Origin of the sequence: Streptomyces sp. NPDC127098 (assembly GCF_042722465.1) — a bacterium.
GTDB lineage: Bacteria > Actinomycetota > Actinomycetes > Streptomycetales > Streptomycetaceae > Streptomyces > Streptomyces millisiae.
In genome coordinates, this window is sequence record NZ_JBHXFJ010000002.1 from 138,727 (window position 1) to 158,360 (window position 19,634).

The window sequence follows — 19,634 nt, forward strand, 5'->3', positions numbered from 1 at the left end:
CACCGCTGGTCCAGGTCGCTGTTCGAGCGTGACCCGAGGTAGCGGGAGGAGGACCGCTCAGCGGTCGACGGGCCGCCGTCCCTCCGGACGGCGGCCCGTCGCGCGCTCACGACCTGAGCCCGCCTACAGCTCGGCCGCGTACGGGTCCCAGCCGGCCGGCAGCGGCTCGGGGGCCGTCAGCAGGGCCGCGCCGGCCGCGTCGAGCCGGCGCGGCTCACCGCTCTCCGCCGCGTCCGCGATCGCCGCCATCACCTTGAGCACGTGCAGCGCCAGCGCCCCCGAGGCCCGGTGCGGCACGCCCCGACGCAGCGCCCGCGCCATGTCGAGAACGCCGAGCCCACGGCCGGCCGTCGAACCCTCCACCGGGAGCTCCACCCACTCCTTGGTGCCGTTGGTCAGCAACCGCAGCGGCCCGTCGAACGTGTTGGGGTCGGGCAGGGCCAACGCGCCCTCGCTGCCGACGATCTCGATGGAGGTCCGCCAGATCGAGGAGTCGAAGCTGAACAGCGAGCTGGCGGTGACCCCGGAGGCGAACGTGAGGAGCGCCTGCACGTGGGTGGGCACGTCCACCGGGAACTCCTGCCCGGCCTTGGGCCCGGAGCCGACGACGCGCACCGCCCGCCCCCGCGCCCCGGTCGCGTACACCTCGGAGACCGGGCCGAACAGCGCCACCAGCGCGGTCAGGTAGTAGGGGCCGATGTCGAACAGCGGCCCGGCGCCCGGCTGGTAGAAGAAGGCCGGATCGGGGTGCCAGCCCTCGGGGCCCAGGCTCTGGGTGGCGGTCGCCACGCCGACCGGCGTGCCGATCCTCCCCTCCCGCACGGCGCGCAGCGCGGACTGGATGCCGGCGCCGAGGAAGGTGTCCGGCGCGCCGCCGAGCAGCAGCCCGCGCTCGGCCGCCTCGGCGAACACCTTCTCGCCCTCGGCGGGCGTCGCGGTGAACGGCTTCTCGCCGTAGACGTGCTTGCCGGCGCGCAGTGCCGCCGTGGCCACCTGGGCGTGCGCCACGGGCACGGTCAGGTTGACGACGATCTCCACCTCGTTCACCGCGAGCACCGTGTCGAGGTCGCCGGCCACCGGGACGCCGTGCTCGGCGGCGGCCGCCCGCGCACGCTCCGCGTCCAGGTCCGCGACGCCGAGCACCCGGACGTCGGGGAAGCTGCCGAGGGTGCGGAGGTACTGTCCGCTGATGTTGCCGGCGCCGACGACGGCGACGCCCACGGGGCCTCCGGTCATGCCTCCCCCAGCCCGGCGAGGTAGGCGCGGCTGGCGGCCAGCGCGTCGAACAGGTCGGTGGCGCAGGAGTCGAGCTCCACGATCCGCTGCGCGCCCGGAGCCGCGGCCAGCACCTCGGGCACCGGCATCACCCCGGCCCCCACGGCCACGTGCGGCTCGTCCTTCACCGCGGGACCGTCCTTGACGTGCAGCGCCGTCACCCGGCTCCCGAGCCGGCCGAGCAGCGCCGGCACGTCGGCGCCGCCGACCGCGGCCCAGTAGGTGTCGATCTCCAGCTCCACCTCGGGGGCGAGGAGTTCGGCCAGCAGCTCGATGGCGTGCCGGCCGTCGAAGACCGGCTCTATCTCCCACCAGTGGTTGTGGTAGCCGATCCGCAGCCCGTGCTTGGCCGCGTCCTCCGCGAGCCCGTTGAGCAGGTCGGCGGCCCTGGCTATCCCGTCGCGACCGGCGAAGTCCTCCTGCGGGATGCCGGCCGGCAGGATGGCCAGGTCGGTGCCGAGGGTGGCCACCGCCTCGAAGACCGGTCCCGTCTCCCCGTCGAGTAGCTGGATGGCGTGCGACCCCGACACGGCGAGCCCGAGGTCGTCGGCGACCCGCCGGAAGCCCTCGGGGTCGTCGGTGGGGTTGAAGGGCTCGACCGCCGTGTAGCCGATCCCGGCGAGCCGCGCGAGCACGCCGTCCCGGTCGGCGGCGAGCGCGTCGCGCACCGTGTAGAGCTGAACACCCAGTGGTGTTGCCATGTTTGGAGTGCCTTTCGAGGCGTCCGATCTGCGTCCTTCACGAGGATGAATCGATTTACCGCTGCTGACAATCCCCCGCCGCCGTCGAAGATCCTTCCCTGCCGACCACCGGCCGAGTCACCGCCCGAGTCACCGCCCGAGTCGCCGCACCTCGGCGTACGACGGCACGCCGGGACCGGCCGGCCGCCGGCCGTCCCGGACGGCGGTCGCGGCGTCCACGGCCGCGCCGAGGGCGGTTCGGTAGAGCAGCGAGCCGAGGCTGATCCGGCGCACGCCGAGGGCCGCCAACTCGGCGACGCTCGGGCCGGTCGGCACGTACAGGACGTTCAACGGGGTGACGAGGAGGGACGTCAGCGCGGCGATCCCGTCCCGGTCCACCAGACCCGGCACGAACACGCCGTCCGCGCCGGCCTGTTCGTAGACCGCGAGGCGGGTCGCGGTCTCCGCCCGCTGGCGGCCGAGCCAGTGGGTGTCGGTCCTGGCGTTCACGAAGAGCTCGGGCACGGCGGCCTTGACGGCGGCGATCTTCGCCGCGTGCGAGGCCACGGGGGCGAGCGTGCCGTCGGGGCGGCCGTCCTCGATGTTGATCCCGGCGGCACCGGCCTCGCCCAGCCTCCGCGCCAGCTCGGCGACCTCCTGGGGGTCGTCGCTGAAGCCGCCCTCGACGTCCACGGTGAACAGGAACGAGCCGCGGCCGAGGCGCCGGGCCAGCGCCAGGGTCTCCTCGGCGGTGGCGCCCGACCCGTCCGGCAGCCCGGCCGCCGCGGCCACCCCGAGACTGGTGGTGCCGACGGCGGCGAACCCGCGTGCCGCCAACGCGGCGGCCGAGGCGTGGTCCCAGGCGTTGGGCAGCAGCAGCGGCGCCTGAAGGTGGTGCAGGCGGGCGAAAGCGGTCATCGGGCGGCGCGTCAGGCCGTGGGCCAGCGCGAGGGCGTGGGCCCGGCCAGGGCAGACGCGGGGCGGGCCGCCGAAGGTGAGCGGCACGGGGTGCGCGCGGTTGGCGGTCGCGAGGTCGAGGAGCACCACGTCGCCCTCGGCGATCTCGCGGCCCGCGACCCGGGTGGCCCGGGCGGCGACGCGCCGCATGGTCCGCACCGGCGGGGTGTCCCCGAGGACCCGGGCCAGCGGCACGTCGCCGCCGGCCGCGGCCTCGACCAGCGCGGCCGTCGCCTCGCACGCCTGGACCAGCAGCCCGACGCGGTTGGCCACGGCCTCCAGGTCGGCTTCGTCCGCCGCCTCGGGGGCCAACCGGTCCACCAGCCGGCCAACCGCCTCGTCGGCGGCCTGGTCCTCCCCGCCGAAGTAGCTCGCGGCCACCGCGACCACGTCCTCGGCCACCGCCTCGGGATCCGGCATGCCGAGGGCCCGGGCGAGCACCCGCACCACCCGGACGCGGGTCTCCCCCGCCCCCTGCTCCGCCGCCGCGGCCCGCAGCAGCGCGGCGGGCTCGACCCGGGCCAGCTCCGCCGCCACCAGGGCGCGCCGCCGCAGGTGCGCCTCGCCCGAGGCGAACCTGGCCACCGTGGCCCGCAACCAGCCGACGCTCGCCCCGACCGTCCCCTCACCCGCGGGCCGTTCGGGCACCAGCGCCGGGTCGGCGAGCGCCGCCGACACGCCCGCGTGGTCATGGATCTCGTGCACTCCGCCTGTCATGCCCCGACGCTAGGCACCGAACGGTTCGGCGCCCGCCGAACCGTGCCCGCCGCCGCTTCGCAGGCCGGCGCCGCGCGTTGGCTCGCGCCGTTTCGCCGTGCTGCCGCGTGGCACCAGCGTGGTGGCCAGCTCGGTTCGCGGGCTCTCGACGTCCTCACCCGCGATCAGGCGGGCGAGGGTGCGGAGGGCCGCGCCCCCCATCTCCTTGAGGGGTTGGCGCACCGTCGTCAGGGGCGGGGTGACCCAGCGGGCCTCCGGCAGGTCGTCGAAGCCGACGACACTGACGTCGTCCGGCACCCGGAGACCCGCCTCGGCGAGGGCCTCGTAGCCGCCGATCGCCATGTGGTCGGAGCAGACGAACACCGCGGTCGGCGGTTCCGGCAGTTCGATGAGCGCCCGCACCTGGGCGCGGCCGCTGGCCCGGTCGTAGGTGCCGTGTCGCAGCAGTGCGGGTGGGGCGTCCACGCCGGCCGCCGACATCGCGGAGCGGTAGCCGGCGATGCGGGCCCGGGCGAAGAGGTGGCCGGGAGGGCCGGTGACCAGGCCGATCCGCCGGTGGCCCTGGTCGAGCAGGTGGCTGGTCGCCTCGTACGCGCCCGACCAGTTGGTGGTGCCGACGGACCACACGCCGGGCGGCGGGTCGCTGAGCGGGTCGATGACGACGCAGGGGATCCGGGCCCGCGCAAGACGCCGCAGCTGGTCCTCGGTCGGCTCGGCGAGGCCGACGACCACGCCGGAGCTGCCCCGCTCCAGCGCGCGGTCCACCCAGTCGGGGCCGCGGCCGTTCGCGCGGGCGACGGAGATCACCACGTGCAGTCCGGCGTCGTGGGCCGCGGCCTCCATGCCGCTGGCGACGCTCGCCGGCCAGGAGCCGTCGATCCCGCCGAGCACGAGGTCCACGGTGCGGGGGCCGGGCGCCGCCGGCTCGGTGGCGGGCGCGCCGCGGCGCACGTACCGGTTCCTGCGGAGCACGGCGTCGACCCGGGCGCGGGTGTCGGCGGAGACGTCGTCCCGGCCGTTGAGGACCTTGGAGACGGTGGAGACCGACACCCCGGCCGTCTCGGCGATCTGGGCGAGAGTGAGGCGCGCCGCCCGGCCATCGGTCATGAGTCCGCCTCCGCTGGGTGCCGACAGTTTTCGAAACACCCACCCTAGAGCCTCACGCCCTTTCGGCCACTCGCCCCGCCCCCAGGCTCCCTTGACAGGCCGCGCCCCGCGACCTAGCTTGGCTGCCGTTTGTTGCGAAAACTAGGCCCGGTTTGGCGAAAGTTTTTTCGGCGGCCCGGGCAGGACCGGAGTGAGGCCATGTCGTCGCCCGTCTCCCCCCTGCGGGTCACCGTCTGGAGCGAGGGCCGCCACGAGCAGCGGGACGAGAAGGTCGCCCGCCTGTACCCGAAGGGCATGCACGCGGCCGTCGCCGAGGGCGTGACCGAGCACCTCGGCGCCGCGGCCACGGTGCGCACCGCCACCCTGGACGAGCCGGAACACGGCCTGACCGAGGAGGTGTTGGCCGAGACCGACGTGCTGACCTGGTGGGGGCACGTGGCCCACGGCGAGGTGGCGGACGAGGTCGTGGACCGGGTGCACCGGCACGTGCTGGCCGGGATGGGCCTGATCGTGCTGCACTCGGGGCACTGGTCGAAGATCTTCACCCGGCTGATGGGCACCACCTGCACGCTGCGCTGGCGCAACGGCAGGGACCGCGAGCTGGTGTGGACGGTCGCCCCCTCGCACCCCATCGCCGCTGGCGTGCCGCACCCGATCGTCATCGAGGAGCAGGAGATGTACGGGGAGTTCTTCGACATCCCGGCCCCCGACGAGCTGGTGTTCGTGAGCTCCTTCTCCGGCGGCGAGGTGTTCCGCAGCGGCTGCACGTTCCGGCGCGGCCACGGGAAGATCTTCTATTTCAGCCCCGGCGACCAGGACTACCCCGTCTACCACCATCCGGACGTGCGCCGCGTCATCGCCAACGCCGTCACCTGGGCCGCGCCGGCCGCGGCCCGCACCACCCCGACGCTGGTCCGCAGCGAGACCGGCTGGTTCGAGGCCGAGGGCAGCCCCGCATGAGCGTGCCCCGCTTCCGCGCCCTCCCGGCCGACGGCGACCCGCTGCGGGTTCTCCTCGTCGGCGCCGGCGGGATGGGCCGGGCCTGGCTGGGCGCCGTCGCCGCCTCGCCCGACGTCACGCTGGTCGGCGTCGTCGACCTCGACCCGGACGCGGCCACGGCGGCGGCCGATGGCGTGCCGGGCGCCGTCGCCGGCACCGATCTGGCGGCGGTGGCCGCCGCGTCCGGCGCGCAGGCCGTCATCAACGTGACGACCCCGGCCGCCCACCTGCCGGTCACCCTCCAGGCCCTCGGGCTCGGCCTGCCCGTGCTGGGCGAGAAGCCGGCCGCCGCCTCGGTCGCCGAGGCGCTCCGGCTCGCGGCGGCGGCCGAGCTCGCCGGCCAGCTGTTCATGGTGAGTCAGTCCCGCAGCCACGACCGCCACCTGCGGCGCTTCCGCGACCAGGCCCGCCGGCTCGGCCCGCTCGGCGTCCTCACCACGGAGTTCTTCCTCGCCCCGCGCTTCGGCGGCTTCCGCGACGCCATGGCGCACCCGCTGCTCCTCGACATGGCGATCCACCCCTTCGACGCCGCCCGCTACGTCCTCGACGCCGAGCCCGTCTCGGTCTACTGCCAGGAGTACAACCCGTCCTGGAGCTGGTACGCGGGTGACGCGGCCGCCACCGCCGTCTTCGAGATGACCGGCGGCGTCCGCTACGTCTACACCGGCAGTTGGTGCAGCCCGGGGCTCGAAACCTCGTGGAACGGGGGCTGGCGCCTCAGCGGCGCCCACGGCACCGCCACCTGGGACGGTGAGGGACCGCCCCTGTCGTCGCTCGACCCGGCGCCGGAACCGGCCGACGACGGGGCGCCTGGCGGCATCGCCGGCGCGCTCGCCGCCTTCGTCCACGCCCTGCGCACCGGCACCACGCCGCGCGGCGAGATCCACGAGAACCTGCTGAGCCTCGCCATGGTCGACGCGGCCGTGCTCTCCGCCCGCACCGACCGCCGCGTGCTGGTGGCCGAACTCCTGGCCGACGCGCACCGCGAGGCGCTGGCGGCCGCGGGACCGGAGCGCGCAGCCCTGGCCGCGCTGGCCCCTCTCCCGCCCGGCCTCGCTGGTCGACGCTAGTCGGCCTTCCTGAACAGCTCGGACAGGTCGTTGTCCGTGTCCCGGCGGAGCCGGCCGGGCGCGTCCGCCGGGACGAGTCCGACCCGCGTGGCGAGTTCGCGTCTTCGCCTGCCACGCGCTGGGCGACCCGCACCGGCCCTCCGGCAACCGTCTGGTCCTCCACGACCACGCCGAACGCCCGCTGGCCGTACGCGACCTGGCGCGGCTCCGACTGCCCGGCGTCCGGCTCGCCCACCTGTCCGCCTGCGACACCCCGCGCACCACGCCCGAACTCGCCGACGAGGCCGTGCACGCCGCGGTGCGGACGCCGCGCGCCGACTACCCGATGACCCCGAGCCTGTGGGCCTGCCAGGTCCACCTGGGGCCGTGACGGCGAAATTCATCCCGCGTTCGCGCGCGTTCATCAGGCTTCTGACATCGGGATACCGACTTCGTAATATGAAGCCGTGTTACATCGGTCGCGCGCCGGAAACTCCCGACCGTACACGTCGTTGACCGTTCGCCCAGGTGTTCGCTACTTTCTCGGACATGCGGACCTTCGCCCAGCTCAGCCAGCGGCGCGCCATCGATCTGATGCGCGTCGCCACCGCCATGTGTCGCTGATCTTTCTCCTCCGCGTATTTCCCCCCACGGATCCCCCCTTTCCGGCGACGCCGCATTTCCGCCGCGTTCTCGCCGGCGTTCCGCTGTTCACGCACACGATTTCCGGGAACCACCATGCCCAGATTTGGACACCTCGCGCTCGCCGCCGCCCTCGTCGCCCCGCTGCTGCTCGCCGGTTGCGCCACCGACGACGCGGAAGGCGGCGCCAGCGACGAGGAGTTGGCCGCGGCGGAGATACCGGCGACCGTCGATCCCGACACAACCCTGACGATCGGCACGCCGGACGCTCAGGTCGCGCTCGAACTGTCCGGGCTGATCGACGAGATCCCGTTCAACGTGGAGTGGGCCAACATCAGCGGCGGGCCGCAGTGCTCCGAGGCGTTCCGGGCCAACGCGCTCGACGTGTGCTCGGCGGCCGAGATCCCGTCGATCCACGCGCACTGGACGGGGCTGGACACCAAGCTGGTGGCGACGCAGCTCCGCCAGGACCCGGTCGACCACCCGATCTACCAACTCGGCGTGGCGCCCGGCGTGGACGTCCAGTCGCTGGAGGACCTGCGCGGAAAGCGGATCGCGTTCAGCCCGGGCCAGGCGCAGGGTGCGTTGATCCTCCGGGTGTTGGACGCGGCGGGGCTCACCACGGACGACGTGGAGCTGGTCGAGATCCCCAGTACCGGCGACGTCTATCCGACGGCGCTGGGCAACGGCGAGGTGGACGTGGCGCCGCTCGGCAACGTCAACATCCGGCGGTATGTGGAGCAGTACGGCCCCGAGGGCGGCACCACCATCCACCACGGGCTGCGGGACGACCCGGGGCACCTGTGGGTGCCGACGGCCGCTGTGTCCGATCCCCAGAAGGCGGCGGCGATCCGGGAGTTCATCGGTCTCTGGGCGCGCGCGCTGACCTGGGCCGACGAGCATCCCGAGGAGTGGATCCAGGGCTTCTACGTCGAGGACCAGGGGCTGAGCGTCGAGGACGGCGAGTACCTGGTCGAGCAGAACGGGCACCCGGATTTCCCGGCCGACTGGTCGGACGCCATCGAGCGGCAGCAACAGACCATCGAGCTGCTGGCCGCCGAGCTCGACCGCGAGACGTTCGACGCCGAGACCCTGTTCGACCGACGCTACGAGACGGTGGCGGCCGAGGCCGTCGCCGAGGCGGAGGGTGGTGGGTCGTGACGGCGACCGAGACCCCGTTGGCCACGCCGCGGGTGGTCGAGCCGCCCCCGGCGCCCCGGCGGCGCAGGCGGCGGCTCGGGCCCGGGCGGCCCATCCGCTACGGCTGGGCCATCGGACCACTGCTGCTGCTCCTGGTCTGGTCGGTCGGCTCGGCCGCGGGGTGGATCGACGAGCGGAACCTGTCGGCGCCCTGGGAGGTGGTGACGACCGCCCAGGAGCTGATCGAGGACGGCCGGCTCCAGGAGAACCTGTGGACGTCCGCGCAACGCGCCCTGGCCGGGCTCGGGTTCGGGGTGGCGGCCGGCCTGGTGCTGGCCGTGATCGCCGGGTTGAGCCGGTTCGGCGAGGGGGTGATCGACGGCCCCGTGCAGATCAAGCGGTCCATCCCGTCGCTGGCCCTCATCCCGCTGCTGATCCTGTGGTTCGGCATCGGCGAGACCATGAAGATCGTCACCATCACCCTCGGCGTGCTGGTCCCGATCTACGTCCACACCCACAACGGGCTGCGGACGATCGACAGTCGCTATGTCGAGCTGGCCGAGACCGTGCGCCTTGGCCGGGTCGCGTTCCTGCGGCACGTGGTGCTGCCGGGCGCGCTGCCGGGCTTCCTGCTCGGCATGCGGTTCGCCGTCACCAACGCCTGGCTCGCCCTGGTGGTGGTCGAGCAGGTCAACGCCACCAGCGGCATCGGCTACATGATGGAGCTGGCGCGTACCTACGGACAGACCGACGTGATCATCGTGGGCCTGGTGGTCTACGGCCTGCTCGGGCTCGTCTCCGACGGCCTGGTGCGGCTCGTGCAGAGGAGGGCGCTGTCATGGCGACGCACGCTGGCGGGCTGAAGGACGGCCTGAAGGGCGGCCTGACGACCGGGGCCGCGGTCCGGATCGAGGGCCTGGTCCGGGCGTTCGGGGACCGGCGGGTGCTCGACGCGCTCGACCTGACCGTCGCGCCGGGCGAGTTCGTGGCCCTGATCGGGCGCAGCGGCTCGGGCAAGAGCACCCTGCTGCGGGTGCTGGCCGGCATCGACCACGACGTGACCGGCTACGAGCGTCTCGACGCGCCCGAGAACGTCTCGGTGGTCTTCCAGGACGCCCGACTGCTGCCGTGGAAACGGCTGTTGGAGAACGTGACGCTGGGCCTCGACGGTCCTGACGCGACCCGGCGGGGCCGCACCGCGCTGGCCGAGGTGGGCCTCGCCGGCCGGGAGCGCGCCTGGCCGGTCGAGTTGTCGGGTGGCGAGCAGCAGCGCGTGGCGCTGGCCCGCTCGCTGGTGCGGGAGCCGGAACTGCTGCTGGCCGACGAGCCGTTCGGCGCGCTGGACGCGCTGACCAGGATCCGGATGCACGCGCTGCTGCGGCGGCTGTACGAGGCGCACCGCCCCGCGGTGCTGCTGGTCACGCACGACGTGGACGAGGCGATCGCGCTCGCCGACCGGGTCGTGGTGCTGGACGCGGGCCGGATCGCCGCCGACCTGCCGATCACGCTGCCCGCGCCGCGCACGCCGGGCAGCCCCGCGTACGCGGCGCTCCGTGCCGACCTGCTGGCCCGCCTCGGGGTCGACACCGACACGCAGAACGCCGACGGGCCGAACGCGGACCAGGGCGCCGTCGAGCCGGCGGAGGGCGGGACACCATGACCGGGTCCGCCGAACGCCGGTTGCGGCTCAACCTGTTCATCTATCCGGGCGGCCACCACGAGGCGGCCTGGCGTTACCACGGCTCGCGTCCCGACCGGCTCCTGGACATCGGTCTCTACCAGGAGCTGGCCCGCCGCGCCGAGGCCGCCAAGCTGGACGCGGTGTTCCTCGCCGACGGGCCCTCGCTGCCGGACAACGTGCGCTACGCCAGCCGGTTCCGCCTGGAGCCGTTCACCTGGCTGGCCGCGGTGGCGGCCGTCACCAGCAGGATCGGGCTGATCGCCACCGCCTCCACCACCTACTCCGAGCCGTACAACCTGGCCCGGCTCTTCGCCTCCCTCGACCACCTGAGCCGGGGCCGCGCCGGCTGGAACATCGTCACCACGGGCGCCCCGCAGGCGGCGGGGAACTTCGGCCTCGACGCGCACCCGGTGCACGCCGAACGGTACGACCGGGCACGGGAGTTCGTCGACGTGGTGACGAAGCTGTGGGACAGCTGGGAGGACGAGGCGCTGATCGCCGACCAGGCGTCCGGGATCTTCGCCGACACCGACCGCATCCACCCGATCGACCACGAGGGCCGGCACCTGAGGGTGCGGGGCCCGCTCAACACGCCGCGCACCCCGCAGGGCCGCCCGGTCTACGTGCAGGCCGGCTCCTCGGAGGACGGCCGCGGCTTCGCGGCCCGCTACGCGGAGGCGGTGTTCACCGCGCACCAGACGCTCGGTTCGGCGCGGGACTTCTACGCCGACCTCAAGCGCCGCGCGGCGGCGCTCGGTCGCGACCCCGACCGGGTGCTGGTGCTGCCGGGCATCAGTCCGTTCATCGGCTCGACGGAGGCGGAGGCGCGGGCGCTGCGGGACGAGTTCAACGAGCTGACCCAACCCGAGTACTCGCTGCAACTCCTCGAACGGCTGCTCGGCGTCAGGTTCGACGTCGCCGACCTGGACCGGCCGGTGCCGCGCGAGGCGATCGACACCGGCGGGGAGCGCGGCGCGTCCAGCCGCTTCCAGCTGATCGTCGACGTCATCGAGCGTGAACGCCCAACGCTGCGGCAGCTGTTGCACCGGCTCGCGGGGGCGCGCGGCCACTGGGTGGTGGCCGGCACGCCCGAGCAGGTCGCCGACCGGATCGAGGAGTGGTTCACCGGCAGCGCCGCCGACGGCTTCAACGTCATGCCGCCCTGGCTCAGCGGCGGCTTCGACGTGTTCGCCGACGAGGTGGTGCCGATCCTGCGCCGCCGGGGCCTGTTCCGCACCGAGTACACCGGCACGACGCTGCGCGACCACTACGGCCTCCCCCGGCCGCGCAGCACGTTCGCCGGCCGGCGCGCGCCACTGTCGACCACGGCGGCGCCCGCGCCCTGACCGACCCGGGCGGCGGACGACCGCCCGGGCCGGCGGCCGGCCACCGATCCCCTCCGGTGTGCCGGCCGCCCACTCATCCGACGCAGCGAAAGGGTGTGCCATGTCCGCGCGGCCCGTGCCACTGTCCGTCCTCGACCTGGTGCCGATCAGCTCCGGCTCCACGGCCGCGGCGGCCCTCGCCAACACGGTCGATCTGGCGCGCCGCGCCGAGGAGTTCGGCTACCACAGGTACTGGATCGCCGAGCACCACCTGGCGCCAGGGGTGGCCGGCTCCCAGCCGGCGCTGGTGATCGCGCTGGTCGCCGGCGCGACGCGGCGGATCAGGGTCGGCTCGGGCGCCGTGCAGCTCGGCCACCAGACCGCGCTGTCGGTCGTCGAGCAGTTCGGCCTCGTCGACGCGCTGCACCCGGGGCGCATCGACCTGGGGCTCGGCCGTTCCGGACACCGCAAGCCGCCGTCGAACGCCGCCCGCCCGCCGGCGCCCCCGGCCGCCCGGGCCGAGGCCCGCCGCGTCGGCACGCTGCTGATCCCGAGGCCCTTCAACCCGGCCGGGCTGCTCGACTCGCCCCGCTTCCGGCTCCACCAGGAGTTGCTCTTCCCGCCGGGCGCGGAACCCCGGGACTACGCCGCGCAGGTGGACGACATCCGGGCCCTGCTGGCCGGCGACTACCGCTCCCCCGAGGGCCTGGACGCGCACGCCGTGCCCGGCGAGGGCGCGGAGGTGCAGCTGTGGATCCTGGGCAGCAGCGCCGGCGAGAGCGCCCGGGTGGCCGGCGAGCGCGGGCTGCGCTTCGCCGCCAACTACCACGTCAGCCCCGGCACCGTGCTGGAGACGGTGGCCGCCTACCGGGCGGCGTTCCGCCCCTCGGCCGATCTCGACCGGCCGCACGTGCAGGTCTCGGCCGACGTGGTGGTGGCGCCGGACGACCCCACCGCGCGTGAGCTGGCCGCCGGCTACGGCCCCTGGGTGCGGAGCATCCGCGCCGGTGGCGGCGCGCGCCCGTTCCCGGCCCCCGGCGAGGTCGGCGACGAGCCGTGGACGGAAGCGGACCGGGCGCTGGTCGCCGACCGCGTCGACACCCAGTTCGTCGGCTCCCCGGAGCGGGTCGCGGGGCTGCTGCGGGAGCTGCGCGACGCCACCGAGGCCGACGAACTGCTGGTCACCACCATCACCCACGACCACCGCGACCGGGTGCGCTCCTACGAGCTGCTGGCGTCGGCGTGGGCGGAGCTGGGCGCGTGAGCGCGGCGCCGGTCTGATGGCCGGCCTTCACGACGGGGCCCGGGCGAGGCGCTGACGGCCGAGGTCGCACCCCGGCCACGGTTCATCCCTCTGTGCCGGTCCTTCCCGTGCTTGCCGTGATGAGCTCCTGGATCACCCGGTCCTTCTGCGCGGCGCGGAGCCTGCCGAGACCGGCGAAGTCATGCAGGGCGGTATCCAGGCGGTAGCCGCGCGAACCGCTGGGTTGCCACACGAGGCATATCCAGGCTGGTTCGGGCACGGCCTCGTACAGGACGGCGACGATCACACACCACGCGTCCGGGCCGTCGTTCGGTTCGCAGCCCTTGGCGGTCCTGCTGTATCCCCGGGTCCGCGCCGCCTCGATCAGCTCTGCCATGTCCTGTGGAGTGGCTCGCCGTGCGCTTGCCGGTACCCGCCAGCCGAGGGGGGAGAGGATCCGCCGTTCGAAGCGTGTGCGGAGCCGGCGAAGTCTCATGATGCCCCTTCTTACCGGCTGCCAAGGACCAGAATCTCGGTGTCCGGCGTGATTCCGGGGTGGTTCGGGTCGTTCATACGGGACAACGCTTCGCTGATGCGATGATTACCCTGCATTACGGAGTCGTTATGAATGGTGACGACCGAGCCGATGTCGTCAGGGTCGTTGATGGCCTCGAGAAGTTGACCGTCGTCCAGGCCCCGCATCACCCCCCCTCCGCCGTATGACGCGAGGCCGAGTGGGTCGATGAAGAGGAGGGGGTTGCCGGGGTAGGCGTACGGATTCGGCGCCGGTTCGAGCCCGAGCGGGTCGGGTGAGAGGTAGCGGCCGATCGCGGGGTCGTAGTACCGGTATGCAGTCGAGCGCCGCGAAGGCGACGTCCCAGAGCGACGCCTCGCCGTTGGCGTAGCGGTAGAGCGTGTCGGCGAGGACGACGAGGGCTGCGGCGAGGACCACCCAGGCCAGCGGGCCGCCGATGATCATCACGACGATGCCGAGGACGGCGACGACGACCTTGTAGACCTCGACGACGGTGTCCCAGTTCTCCGACACCCAGTGAATCGCGTCCTCCCACCACCGCCGGTTCTGGATACCGGCGTCCGACGCCTCGTCGATCTCGGAGGCACTGAGCCGGGCCGCCTCCTCGCGTAACTCCTTGGCCTGCCGGGCGAGTTCGCGGGCCGCGGTCAGCGCCTCCTCGGCCGCGTCGACCCGGCCCTGGGCCGAACTCGCCGCCTCGTCGGCGGCGGTGCGGTCACGGGTGGCGGCGCGGACCTCGGCCTCCGAGGGCGGTTCGACGTTCTCGCCTTCGCCCTCACGTTCCAGGCGTTCGGCCTCCTCGCCGGCCCGGGAGAGCCAGTCCTGGGCGTCGGAGAGCGCCGCCTGCGCCGAGGAGAGGTCGGCCTGGGCGGCGATCGCGCGGTCCAGGGCGCGGTCCGCCATGCCCTGGGCGGTCTCCAGCTTCGGCCAGTAGGTCTGCAAAGCCTGGGCGGCCATGTCGTACGAGGTCTGGAGCTTCTCCAGGTTGCCCGGCACGCCGTCGAACTCCGAGCGGAACGCCTCGGCCGACAGGCCGGCCCAGTCCATCACCGCCCGGTCCTCGACCATCCCACGTACCCGGCCAAGCGCCTCGCCCACGTCGACCGCGAAGGTCCGTAACTCGTCCGCCAGTTGCCGGACCTCGTCGGGGTTCCCCGGGGTCGGGTCGGAGTCCATGTCGACCGGACTCCAGTCGGAAGGTCGCGCCATGCCATGCCCCCCCAGGCCGCTTCGCGATCATGTACCTGACTAGGTGTCAACCGCCGTAGGCGCCGTGGGGCCGTACGGACAAGAGCGCACCGGTCGGTCAGGCGGTCCGCAGCAGTTCGCGCGCCACGATGTAGCCCGAGGCGCCGTTGACGCCGTGGCCCGGCCAGGTGGCGGCGCCGAGGGTGTAGAGGTTCGGCACCACCGTGCGGTGCGAGGGCTGGGCGGGCAGGGGCCGCAGCAGGTAGCTCTGGGCCAGTTCGTGGCTGCCCCCGTAGGGGTCGCCGGGGCCGCAGTTCGGGTTGAAGCGGGCCAGGTCGTCGGGCCCGATCACGTACCGGCCGAGGATCGCGCCCGGCAGGTTCGGCGCGTGCCGGCCGGCCTGCGCGATCACCCGGTCGGCGAACGCCTCCTTGATCCCGGTCGTCCAGCCCGCGTCGCCCACCTCGATCTCGCCCGCCGCGTCGCCGCGCGGGCGCAGCGGCACGTCGAGGATCTGCAGGCGCGCCACCGCCGCTCCCGGTGGGCAGCGGGACGGGTCGGCGACGGAGGGGGTGTCGAGGGAGATCGTCGGCTCGGCCGGCAGCAGTGCCCTGGCGGCCTCGTTGACCGAGCGGGACACCCCGTCGAGGCCGGCGGTCAGGTGGTTGAGGCCGGCGGCGGCGAGCCGCTCGTCGGCGAACCGTGGCGGCTCGGACAGCGCCAGGTGGATCTGCACGCAGCCGCGCCCGTACCGGAACTCGCCCGCCTGGCGCCGGAGCAGCGGCGGGACGGCGTCGGGCTCGTGGGCGAGCAGCCGCAGGTACAGCTGGTCGGGGTTGACCGAGGCGACGACCGCGTGCCGGGCCGCCACCACCTCGCCGTCCGCCGTCCGCGCCCCGGCGGCCCGGCCGTTCCGCAGCAGGATCCGGTCGACCCGGCGCCCGGTCTCCACCCGCCCGCCGTGCGCCTCGGCCAGCGCGACCAGCGCCCGCACCAGCCGCTCGCCGCCGCCCTCGGGCGTGGGCGAGCCGACCGAGGTCTCCGCGATCAGCACGAGCAGCACCCAGAAGGCGCTGTTCACCTCGTCGGGGCCGCGGCCGAGGTGCAGCGTCCACGGCGCCAGCAGGGCGCGCGACACCGGTGAGCGGAAGCGGTGTTCGAGCAGGTCGCGGGCGGTGCGCAGGAAGTCGCGGGCGAACGTGGAGTACGTGCGTCCTTCGTGCATCAGGTCGTGGATGACGCGAGCCGACTCGCGGCCGGCCAACTCGGCCCCGAAGAGACCGAAGACCGGGCCGACATGGGGCTCGAAGTCGGCCAGCAGCTCGGTGAGCGCGGCGCCGTCGCCGGGGGCGAGCCGCTCGAACTCCGCCACGTTCTCGGCCGCGTCGGTGGACAGGACGGCGCTGCCGCCCGCGCCGGGCAGCGAGACGCCGAAGCTGTGGCGGAAGCCGCGGTACGTCAGGCCGAACCGGGCGAGCTCCGGGCCCAGTTCGGCGTAGGCGGGGCCGGAGACGAACAGCGGGTGGAGCGAGGAGTAGGTGTCGTGCAGGAAGCCGGGCAGGGTGAGTTCGTCGGTGCGCACCAGACCGCCGGCCCGGTCGTTCCCCTCCAGCACGACGACCTCCCGGCCGGCCCTGGCCAGGTAGGCCGCCGCGACCAGCGCGTTGTGCCCACTGCCGACCACCACCACGTCCGCACGTCGCATACCACGGAGTGTGACACGGGCCACCACGCGGCGGAACGGCGCGCACACGGACGGCGACCGCCGGCGCCGCGCGCCGGCCCGCGCGGTCGTCGCCAGGGGACTCGGAGGACTCGGGAGGTTCAGGAGACGCGGCGCAGCAGCCGGGCCCCGAGGTGGAGGGAGAACTGGTCGACGACCTGGGTCAACGGCTCGGCGGCCGTGGGGTCGAGGGTGAGCGAGCCGTCGTCGGCGGTCAGGATGTGGCGGTCGAGGACGAACCAGCCGGGGGTGATGTGGGTGGCGCCCATCGAGGAGAGCACGGGGCGCAGCGCGTAGTCGATGGCCAGCACGTGGGCGGTGCTGCCGCCGGTGGCCAGCGGCAGCACGGTCTTGCCGGCCAGCGCGTACTGCGGCAGCAGGTCGAGCAGGGTCTTCAGCAGCCCGGAGTAGGCGGCCTTGTAGACGGGGGTGCCGATGACCACCCCGTCGGCGCGGGCGAGGAGTTCGGCGACCTCGGTGATCGCCGGGTGCGCGAGGTCCGCGCCGAGCAGGGCCTCGGCCGGCAGGGTGCGGACGTCGAGCGGGATCACGTCGTGGCCCTGGAGTGCGAGGCGCGCGTCCAGGTGGCGCAGGAGGCGGGCGGTGCGGGAGGTGGGTGAGGGGCTTCCGGATACGGACAGGACGACGGCCATGGTTCTACCTCGCGGTGTCGGGTCAGGGTCGGGCGGCGGCGAACGGGACCTGGGCGGTCACGGGTTCACCGGTGGGGCGGGCCGGGTGCCGCCACAGGCCACGGCGTTCGAGCACGGGAAGCACCCCCTCGCCGAACCAGTACGCGGCCTCCAGGTGGGGGTAGCCGGAGAGCACGAACTCCTCGATGCCGAGCGCGTGGTACTCGAGGATCCGCTCGACGACCTCCTCGTGGCTGCCGACCAGCGCGGTGCCCGCGCCGCCGCGCACCAGCCCGATCCCGGCCCACAGGTTGGGGTGGATCTCCAGGCCGTCGCGGCTGCCGCCGTGCAGCGCCAGCATGCGACGCTGCCCCTCGGACTCGCTGCGGCCGAGGCCCTCCTGGACGGCCGCCACGGTCGCCGGGTCGAAGCCGTCGAGCAGCCGTCGTGCCTCGGCCCACGCCTCCTCCGAGGTGTCGCGGTTGATGACGTGCAGCCGGATGCCGAAGCGCGGGGTGCGGCCGTGCGCGGCGGCCAGCTCCCGCACCCGGGCGACCTTCCGCGCGACCTGGGCGGGCGGTTCGCCCCAGGTGAGGTACACGTCGACGTGTCGGGCGGCGACCTCGAGGGCGGCGGGCGAGGAGCCGCCGAAGTAGACCTCGGGCACCGGTTCCGGCAGCCGGGTCAGGCGCGCGCCCTCCACGCTCAGCCGCTCGCCGGCCAGGTCGACGGTCTTGCCGTCCCACAACTGCCGGACCACGTGCAGGAACTCGCCGGTCCGCTCGTAGCGCGCGTCCTTGTCGAGGAAGTCGCCGTAGGCGCGCTGCTCGGCGCTCTCGCCGCCGGTCACGATGTTCAGCAACAGCCGCCCGCCGGTGTGCCGTTGGTAGGTGCTCGCCATCTGGGCGGCGAGCGTCGGTGACACGAAGCCGGGCCGGAACGCGACCAGGAACTTGAGGCGTTCGGTGTGCTGGCTGATCATCGCGGTGGTGAGCCACGCGTCCTCGCACCAGGCGCCGGTCGGGGTCAGCGCGCCGACGAAGCCCAACTGCTCGGCGGCGCGGGCGATCTGACCGAGGTAACCGACCGTCGGCGGCCGGTCGCGCCCGGCGGCCGTGACGGCGGCGCCGTGGCCGCCGCCCACGACGTGCCGGCTGTCGCCGTTGGTCGGCAGGAACCAGTGGAAGGTGAGGGGCACGGAACTCTCCGTTCTTTCGCGGGCGTTGTCAGCAAGGTGGTCGGCAGGGCGTGGTCGGCGAGGGGGCGTCACAACAGGCCGTGCCGGGGCGGCGGCGTGCCGTTGAGCAGGTGGCGGCCGATGTGCTGCACCTTCCAGCGGGCCGGATCGTGCAGGGTGTGGGTGCGGGCGTCGCGCCAGTGGCGGTGCAGGTTGAGGCCGTTCAGCGCCGCGCGGGTGCCGGCGACCTCGAAGAGCGCGGAGGAGATCTCGACGGCCGCGGTGGCGGAGAACGTCTTGGCGGCGGCGACCGCGATCGACGCCTCGGCGGCGCTGCCGTCGGTGAGCCCGGCGCGCGCCACGTCCACGGCGCGCGCGGCCGTGGTGAGCAGCGCCTCGGCCGCCCGCAGCTGGACGGCGAGTTCGCCGAACCGCTGGATCAGCAGCGGGTCGTCGGCGGCCCGTTCGAACCCGCTCTCGAACCAGGGGCGGCTCCTGGTGCGGACGAACTCGGCGGCCTCGGCCAGCGCCCCGCCGGCGATCCCGACGTCGATCGCTGCGTGCAGCAACTGGGCCGTGGCGCCGTGCAGCTGCGGCCCGGTGAAGGTGAGGTGGTGGGGCACCACGCGGTCGGCGGGCACGTGCACCCGGTCGAGGCGGACGGTGCCGCTCGCGGTGGTGCGCTGGCCCATGCCGTCCCAGTCGTCGACGACGGTCACCCCGGGCTCGTCGCGCGGCACGTACGCCACGTGCAGCCGGTCGCCGTCGTGGGCCGCCTTGGCCAGCACCGGGATCCAGTCCGCGAACAGCGCGCCGGTCGCGTAGTGCTTGACGCCGGTCAGCGTGTAGCCGTCGCCGTCCGGCTCGGGTTCGAGGCGGGTGCGGAAGTCCTGGACGTGCCGGGTGCCGGCCTCCGACTGGGCGTTGCCGAACCGCCGGCCCGCCAGCACCTCGCCGAGGAGGAACGCCCGCTGCTCCGGGGTGCCCTGCCGGCGCAGCACGTTGACGTAGACGAAGTGGCTCTGCGGGATCTGGGCGAGGCTGGCGTCGGCGGTGGCCAGGAGCCGGAAGGTCTCGGCGAGGGTGACGGCGGTGACGTCGGCCCCGCCGTGCTCGGCCGGCACCGTGACCGCGAGCAGGCCGCTCGCCGAGAGCCGGTCGAGCTCGGCGCGCGGCAGTTCGCGCTCGGCGTCCCGGTGGGCGGCACCGGCCCGGAAGGCGTCGGCGAGTTCGGCCGCGACCTTCAGCGCCTCGGTGTCGTCCTCGATCACATGGGCGGCGGCGGGGGCGGACCCCGGCATGCGGTCTCCTTACGGAAGGGGGATGCGGCGGCGCGCGGGCACGGCGGACCGCCCGGCCGGCGGCGGCGCGCGGGCAGGCGGGAACGCGCTCGGCGGGAGCGAGCGGTAGGTGGGGCGGGACGGCCGGTCGGAGCGTGGTCACGGACGCGCCGGGCGCGAGGGCGCGCAGTGCGCGCGGCGCGGAGGCGTCAGCTGGAAGCGCGACAGATCGCGGCGGCGACGCGGAGGAAGTCCACGCAGCGGCGGCGGGTCAGGATCCGGGC

19 protein-coding genes and 1 pseudogene are annotated in these 19,634 nt (G+C 74.3%); 9 read left to right on the plus strand and 11 right to left on the minus strand.

The genetic code is table 11. The features are described 5' to 3' along the window. Positions 1–123: 123 nt before the first annotated feature. The 4 genes from ACFWI8_RS02115 to ACFWI8_RS02130 all read right to left on the minus strand — a co-directional run bounded on the left by ACFWI8_RS02115 (position 124) and on the right by ACFWI8_RS02130 (position 4,736). Positions 124–1,236 carry a Gfo/Idh/MocA family protein gene (locus ACFWI8_RS02115; RefSeq protein WP_387084551.1) on the minus strand — a complete coding sequence of 371 codons (1,113 nt, stop codon included), beginning with the start codon at positions 1,234–1,236 and terminating at the stop codon, positions 124–126. After that, positions 1,233–1,976 (minus strand): sugar phosphate isomerase/epimerase family protein, encoded by a 744-nt coding sequence (locus ACFWI8_RS02120; RefSeq protein WP_387084553.1) that lies wholly within the window; start codon positions 1,974–1,976, stop codon positions 1,233–1,235. Before ACFWI8_RS02120 ends, ACFWI8_RS02115 begins: the two co-directional genes overlap by 4 nt. Positions 1,977–2,105: 129 nt before the next feature. Then, the gene (locus ACFWI8_RS02125; RefSeq protein WP_387084555.1) at positions 2,106–3,629 is read right to left on the minus strand and encodes an isocitrate lyase/phosphoenolpyruvate mutase family protein; all 1,524 of its coding nucleotides are present in this window, start codon (positions 3,627–3,629) and stop codon (positions 2,106–2,108) included. A 9-nt stretch (positions 3,630–3,638) separates the two neighbouring features. Then, positions 3,639–4,736, minus strand: a complete 1,098-nt coding sequence (locus tag ACFWI8_RS02130) for a LacI family DNA-binding transcriptional regulator (RefSeq protein ID WP_387084557.1) — start codon at positions 4,734–4,736, stop codon at positions 3,639–3,641. Positions 4,737–4,934: 198 nt separating this feature from the next. Between ACFWI8_RS02130 and ACFWI8_RS02135 the strand changes: the two genes are divergently transcribed. The 9 genes from ACFWI8_RS02135 to ACFWI8_RS02175 all read left to right on the plus strand — a co-directional run bounded on the left by ACFWI8_RS02135 (position 4,935) and on the right by ACFWI8_RS02175 (position 12,836). Then, positions 4,935–5,696 carry a ThuA domain-containing protein gene (locus ACFWI8_RS02135; protein WP_387084559.1) on the plus strand — a complete coding sequence of 254 codons (762 nt, stop codon included), beginning with the start codon at positions 4,935–4,937 and terminating at the stop codon, positions 5,694–5,696. Beyond that, positions 5,693–6,805, plus strand: coding sequence for a Gfo/Idh/MocA family protein (locus ACFWI8_RS02140; RefSeq protein WP_387084561.1), 1,113 nt, complete (start codon positions 5,693–5,695; stop codon positions 6,803–6,805). The genes ACFWI8_RS02135 and ACFWI8_RS02140 overlap by 4 nt, the downstream gene beginning before the upstream one ends. A gap of 118 nt (positions 6,806–6,923) precedes the next feature. Next, positions 6,924–7,175, plus strand: coding sequence for a CHAT domain-containing protein (locus ACFWI8_RS02145; RefSeq protein WP_387084792.1), 252 nt, complete (start codon positions 6,924–6,926; stop codon positions 7,173–7,175). A gap of 158 nt (positions 7,176–7,333) precedes the next feature. Further along, entirely contained in the window at positions 7,334–7,408 is a 75-nt protein-coding gene (locus ACFWI8_RS02150; protein ID WP_387084794.1) for a putative leader peptide, read from the plus strand. A gap of 114 nt (positions 7,409–7,522) precedes the next feature. Further along, positions 7,523–8,587, plus strand: a complete 1,065-nt coding sequence (locus tag ACFWI8_RS02155) for an ABC transporter substrate-binding protein (RefSeq protein WP_387084563.1) — start codon at positions 7,523–7,525, stop codon at positions 8,585–8,587. After that, entirely contained in the window at positions 8,584–9,429 is an 846-nt protein-coding gene (locus tag ACFWI8_RS02160) for an ABC transporter permease (RefSeq protein WP_387084565.1), read from the plus strand. Before ACFWI8_RS02155 ends, ACFWI8_RS02160 begins: the two co-directional genes overlap by 4 nt. Further along, on the plus strand, positions 9,405–10,226 hold the full coding sequence (locus tag ACFWI8_RS02165; RefSeq protein WP_387084567.1) for an ABC transporter ATP-binding protein: 822 nt from the start codon (positions 9,405–9,407) through the stop codon (positions 10,224–10,226). Before ACFWI8_RS02160 ends, ACFWI8_RS02165 begins: the two co-directional genes overlap by 25 nt. Beyond that, positions 10,223–11,593, plus strand: a complete 1,371-nt coding sequence (locus ACFWI8_RS02170; RefSeq protein WP_387084570.1) for an LLM class flavin-dependent oxidoreductase — start codon at positions 10,223–10,225, stop codon at positions 11,591–11,593. Before ACFWI8_RS02165 ends, ACFWI8_RS02170 begins: the two co-directional genes overlap by 4 nt. Before the next feature lie 100 nt (positions 11,594–11,693). Further along, entirely contained in the window at positions 11,694–12,836 is a 1,143-nt protein-coding gene (locus ACFWI8_RS02175; RefSeq protein WP_387084572.1) for an LLM class flavin-dependent oxidoreductase, read from the plus strand. 82 nt (positions 12,837–12,918) lie between these two features. Here the strand turns inward: ACFWI8_RS02175 and ACFWI8_RS02180 are convergent, their stop codons facing one another. The 7 genes and pseudogenes from ACFWI8_RS02180 to ACFWI8_RS02210 form a co-directional block, all read right to left on the minus strand. After that, entirely contained in the window at positions 12,919–13,212 is a 294-nt protein-coding gene (locus ACFWI8_RS02180) for a hypothetical protein (protein ID WP_387084573.1), read from the minus strand. A gap of 110 nt (positions 13,213–13,322) precedes the next feature. Further along, the gene (locus ACFWI8_RS02185) at positions 13,323–13,643 is read right to left on the minus strand and encodes a hypothetical protein (RefSeq protein ID WP_387084796.1); all 321 of its coding nucleotides are present in this window, start codon (positions 13,641–13,643) and stop codon (positions 13,323–13,325) included. A 373-nt stretch (positions 13,644–14,016) separates the two neighbouring features. Beyond that, positions 14,017–14,559: pseudogene (locus tag ACFWI8_RS02190) on the minus strand (putative T7SS-secreted protein); the annotation flags it as partial. A gap of 97 nt (positions 14,560–14,656) precedes the next feature. After that, the gene (locus tag ACFWI8_RS02195) at positions 14,657–16,243 is read right to left on the minus strand and encodes a phytoene desaturase family protein (protein WP_387084575.1); all 1,587 of its coding nucleotides are present in this window, start codon (positions 16,241–16,243) and stop codon (positions 14,657–14,659) included. A gap of 119 nt (positions 16,244–16,362) precedes the next feature. Continuing rightward, on the minus strand, positions 16,363–16,914 hold the full coding sequence (gene ssuE / locus ACFWI8_RS02200) for an NADPH-dependent FMN reductase (protein WP_311595083.1): 552 nt from the start codon (positions 16,912–16,914) through the stop codon (positions 16,363–16,365). A gap of 22 nt (positions 16,915–16,936) precedes the next feature. Next, positions 16,937–18,091 carry an LLM class flavin-dependent oxidoreductase gene (locus tag ACFWI8_RS02205; RefSeq protein WP_387084578.1) on the minus strand — a complete coding sequence of 385 codons (1,155 nt, stop codon included), beginning with the start codon at positions 18,089–18,091 and terminating at the stop codon, positions 16,937–16,939. Positions 18,092–18,159: 68 nt separating this feature from the next. Beyond that, positions 18,160–19,371 (minus strand): SfnB family sulfur acquisition oxidoreductase, encoded by a 1,212-nt coding sequence (locus ACFWI8_RS02210; protein ID WP_387084580.1) that lies wholly within the window; start codon positions 19,369–19,371, stop codon positions 18,160–18,162. Between the last annotated feature and the right edge of the window lie 263 nt (positions 19,372–19,634).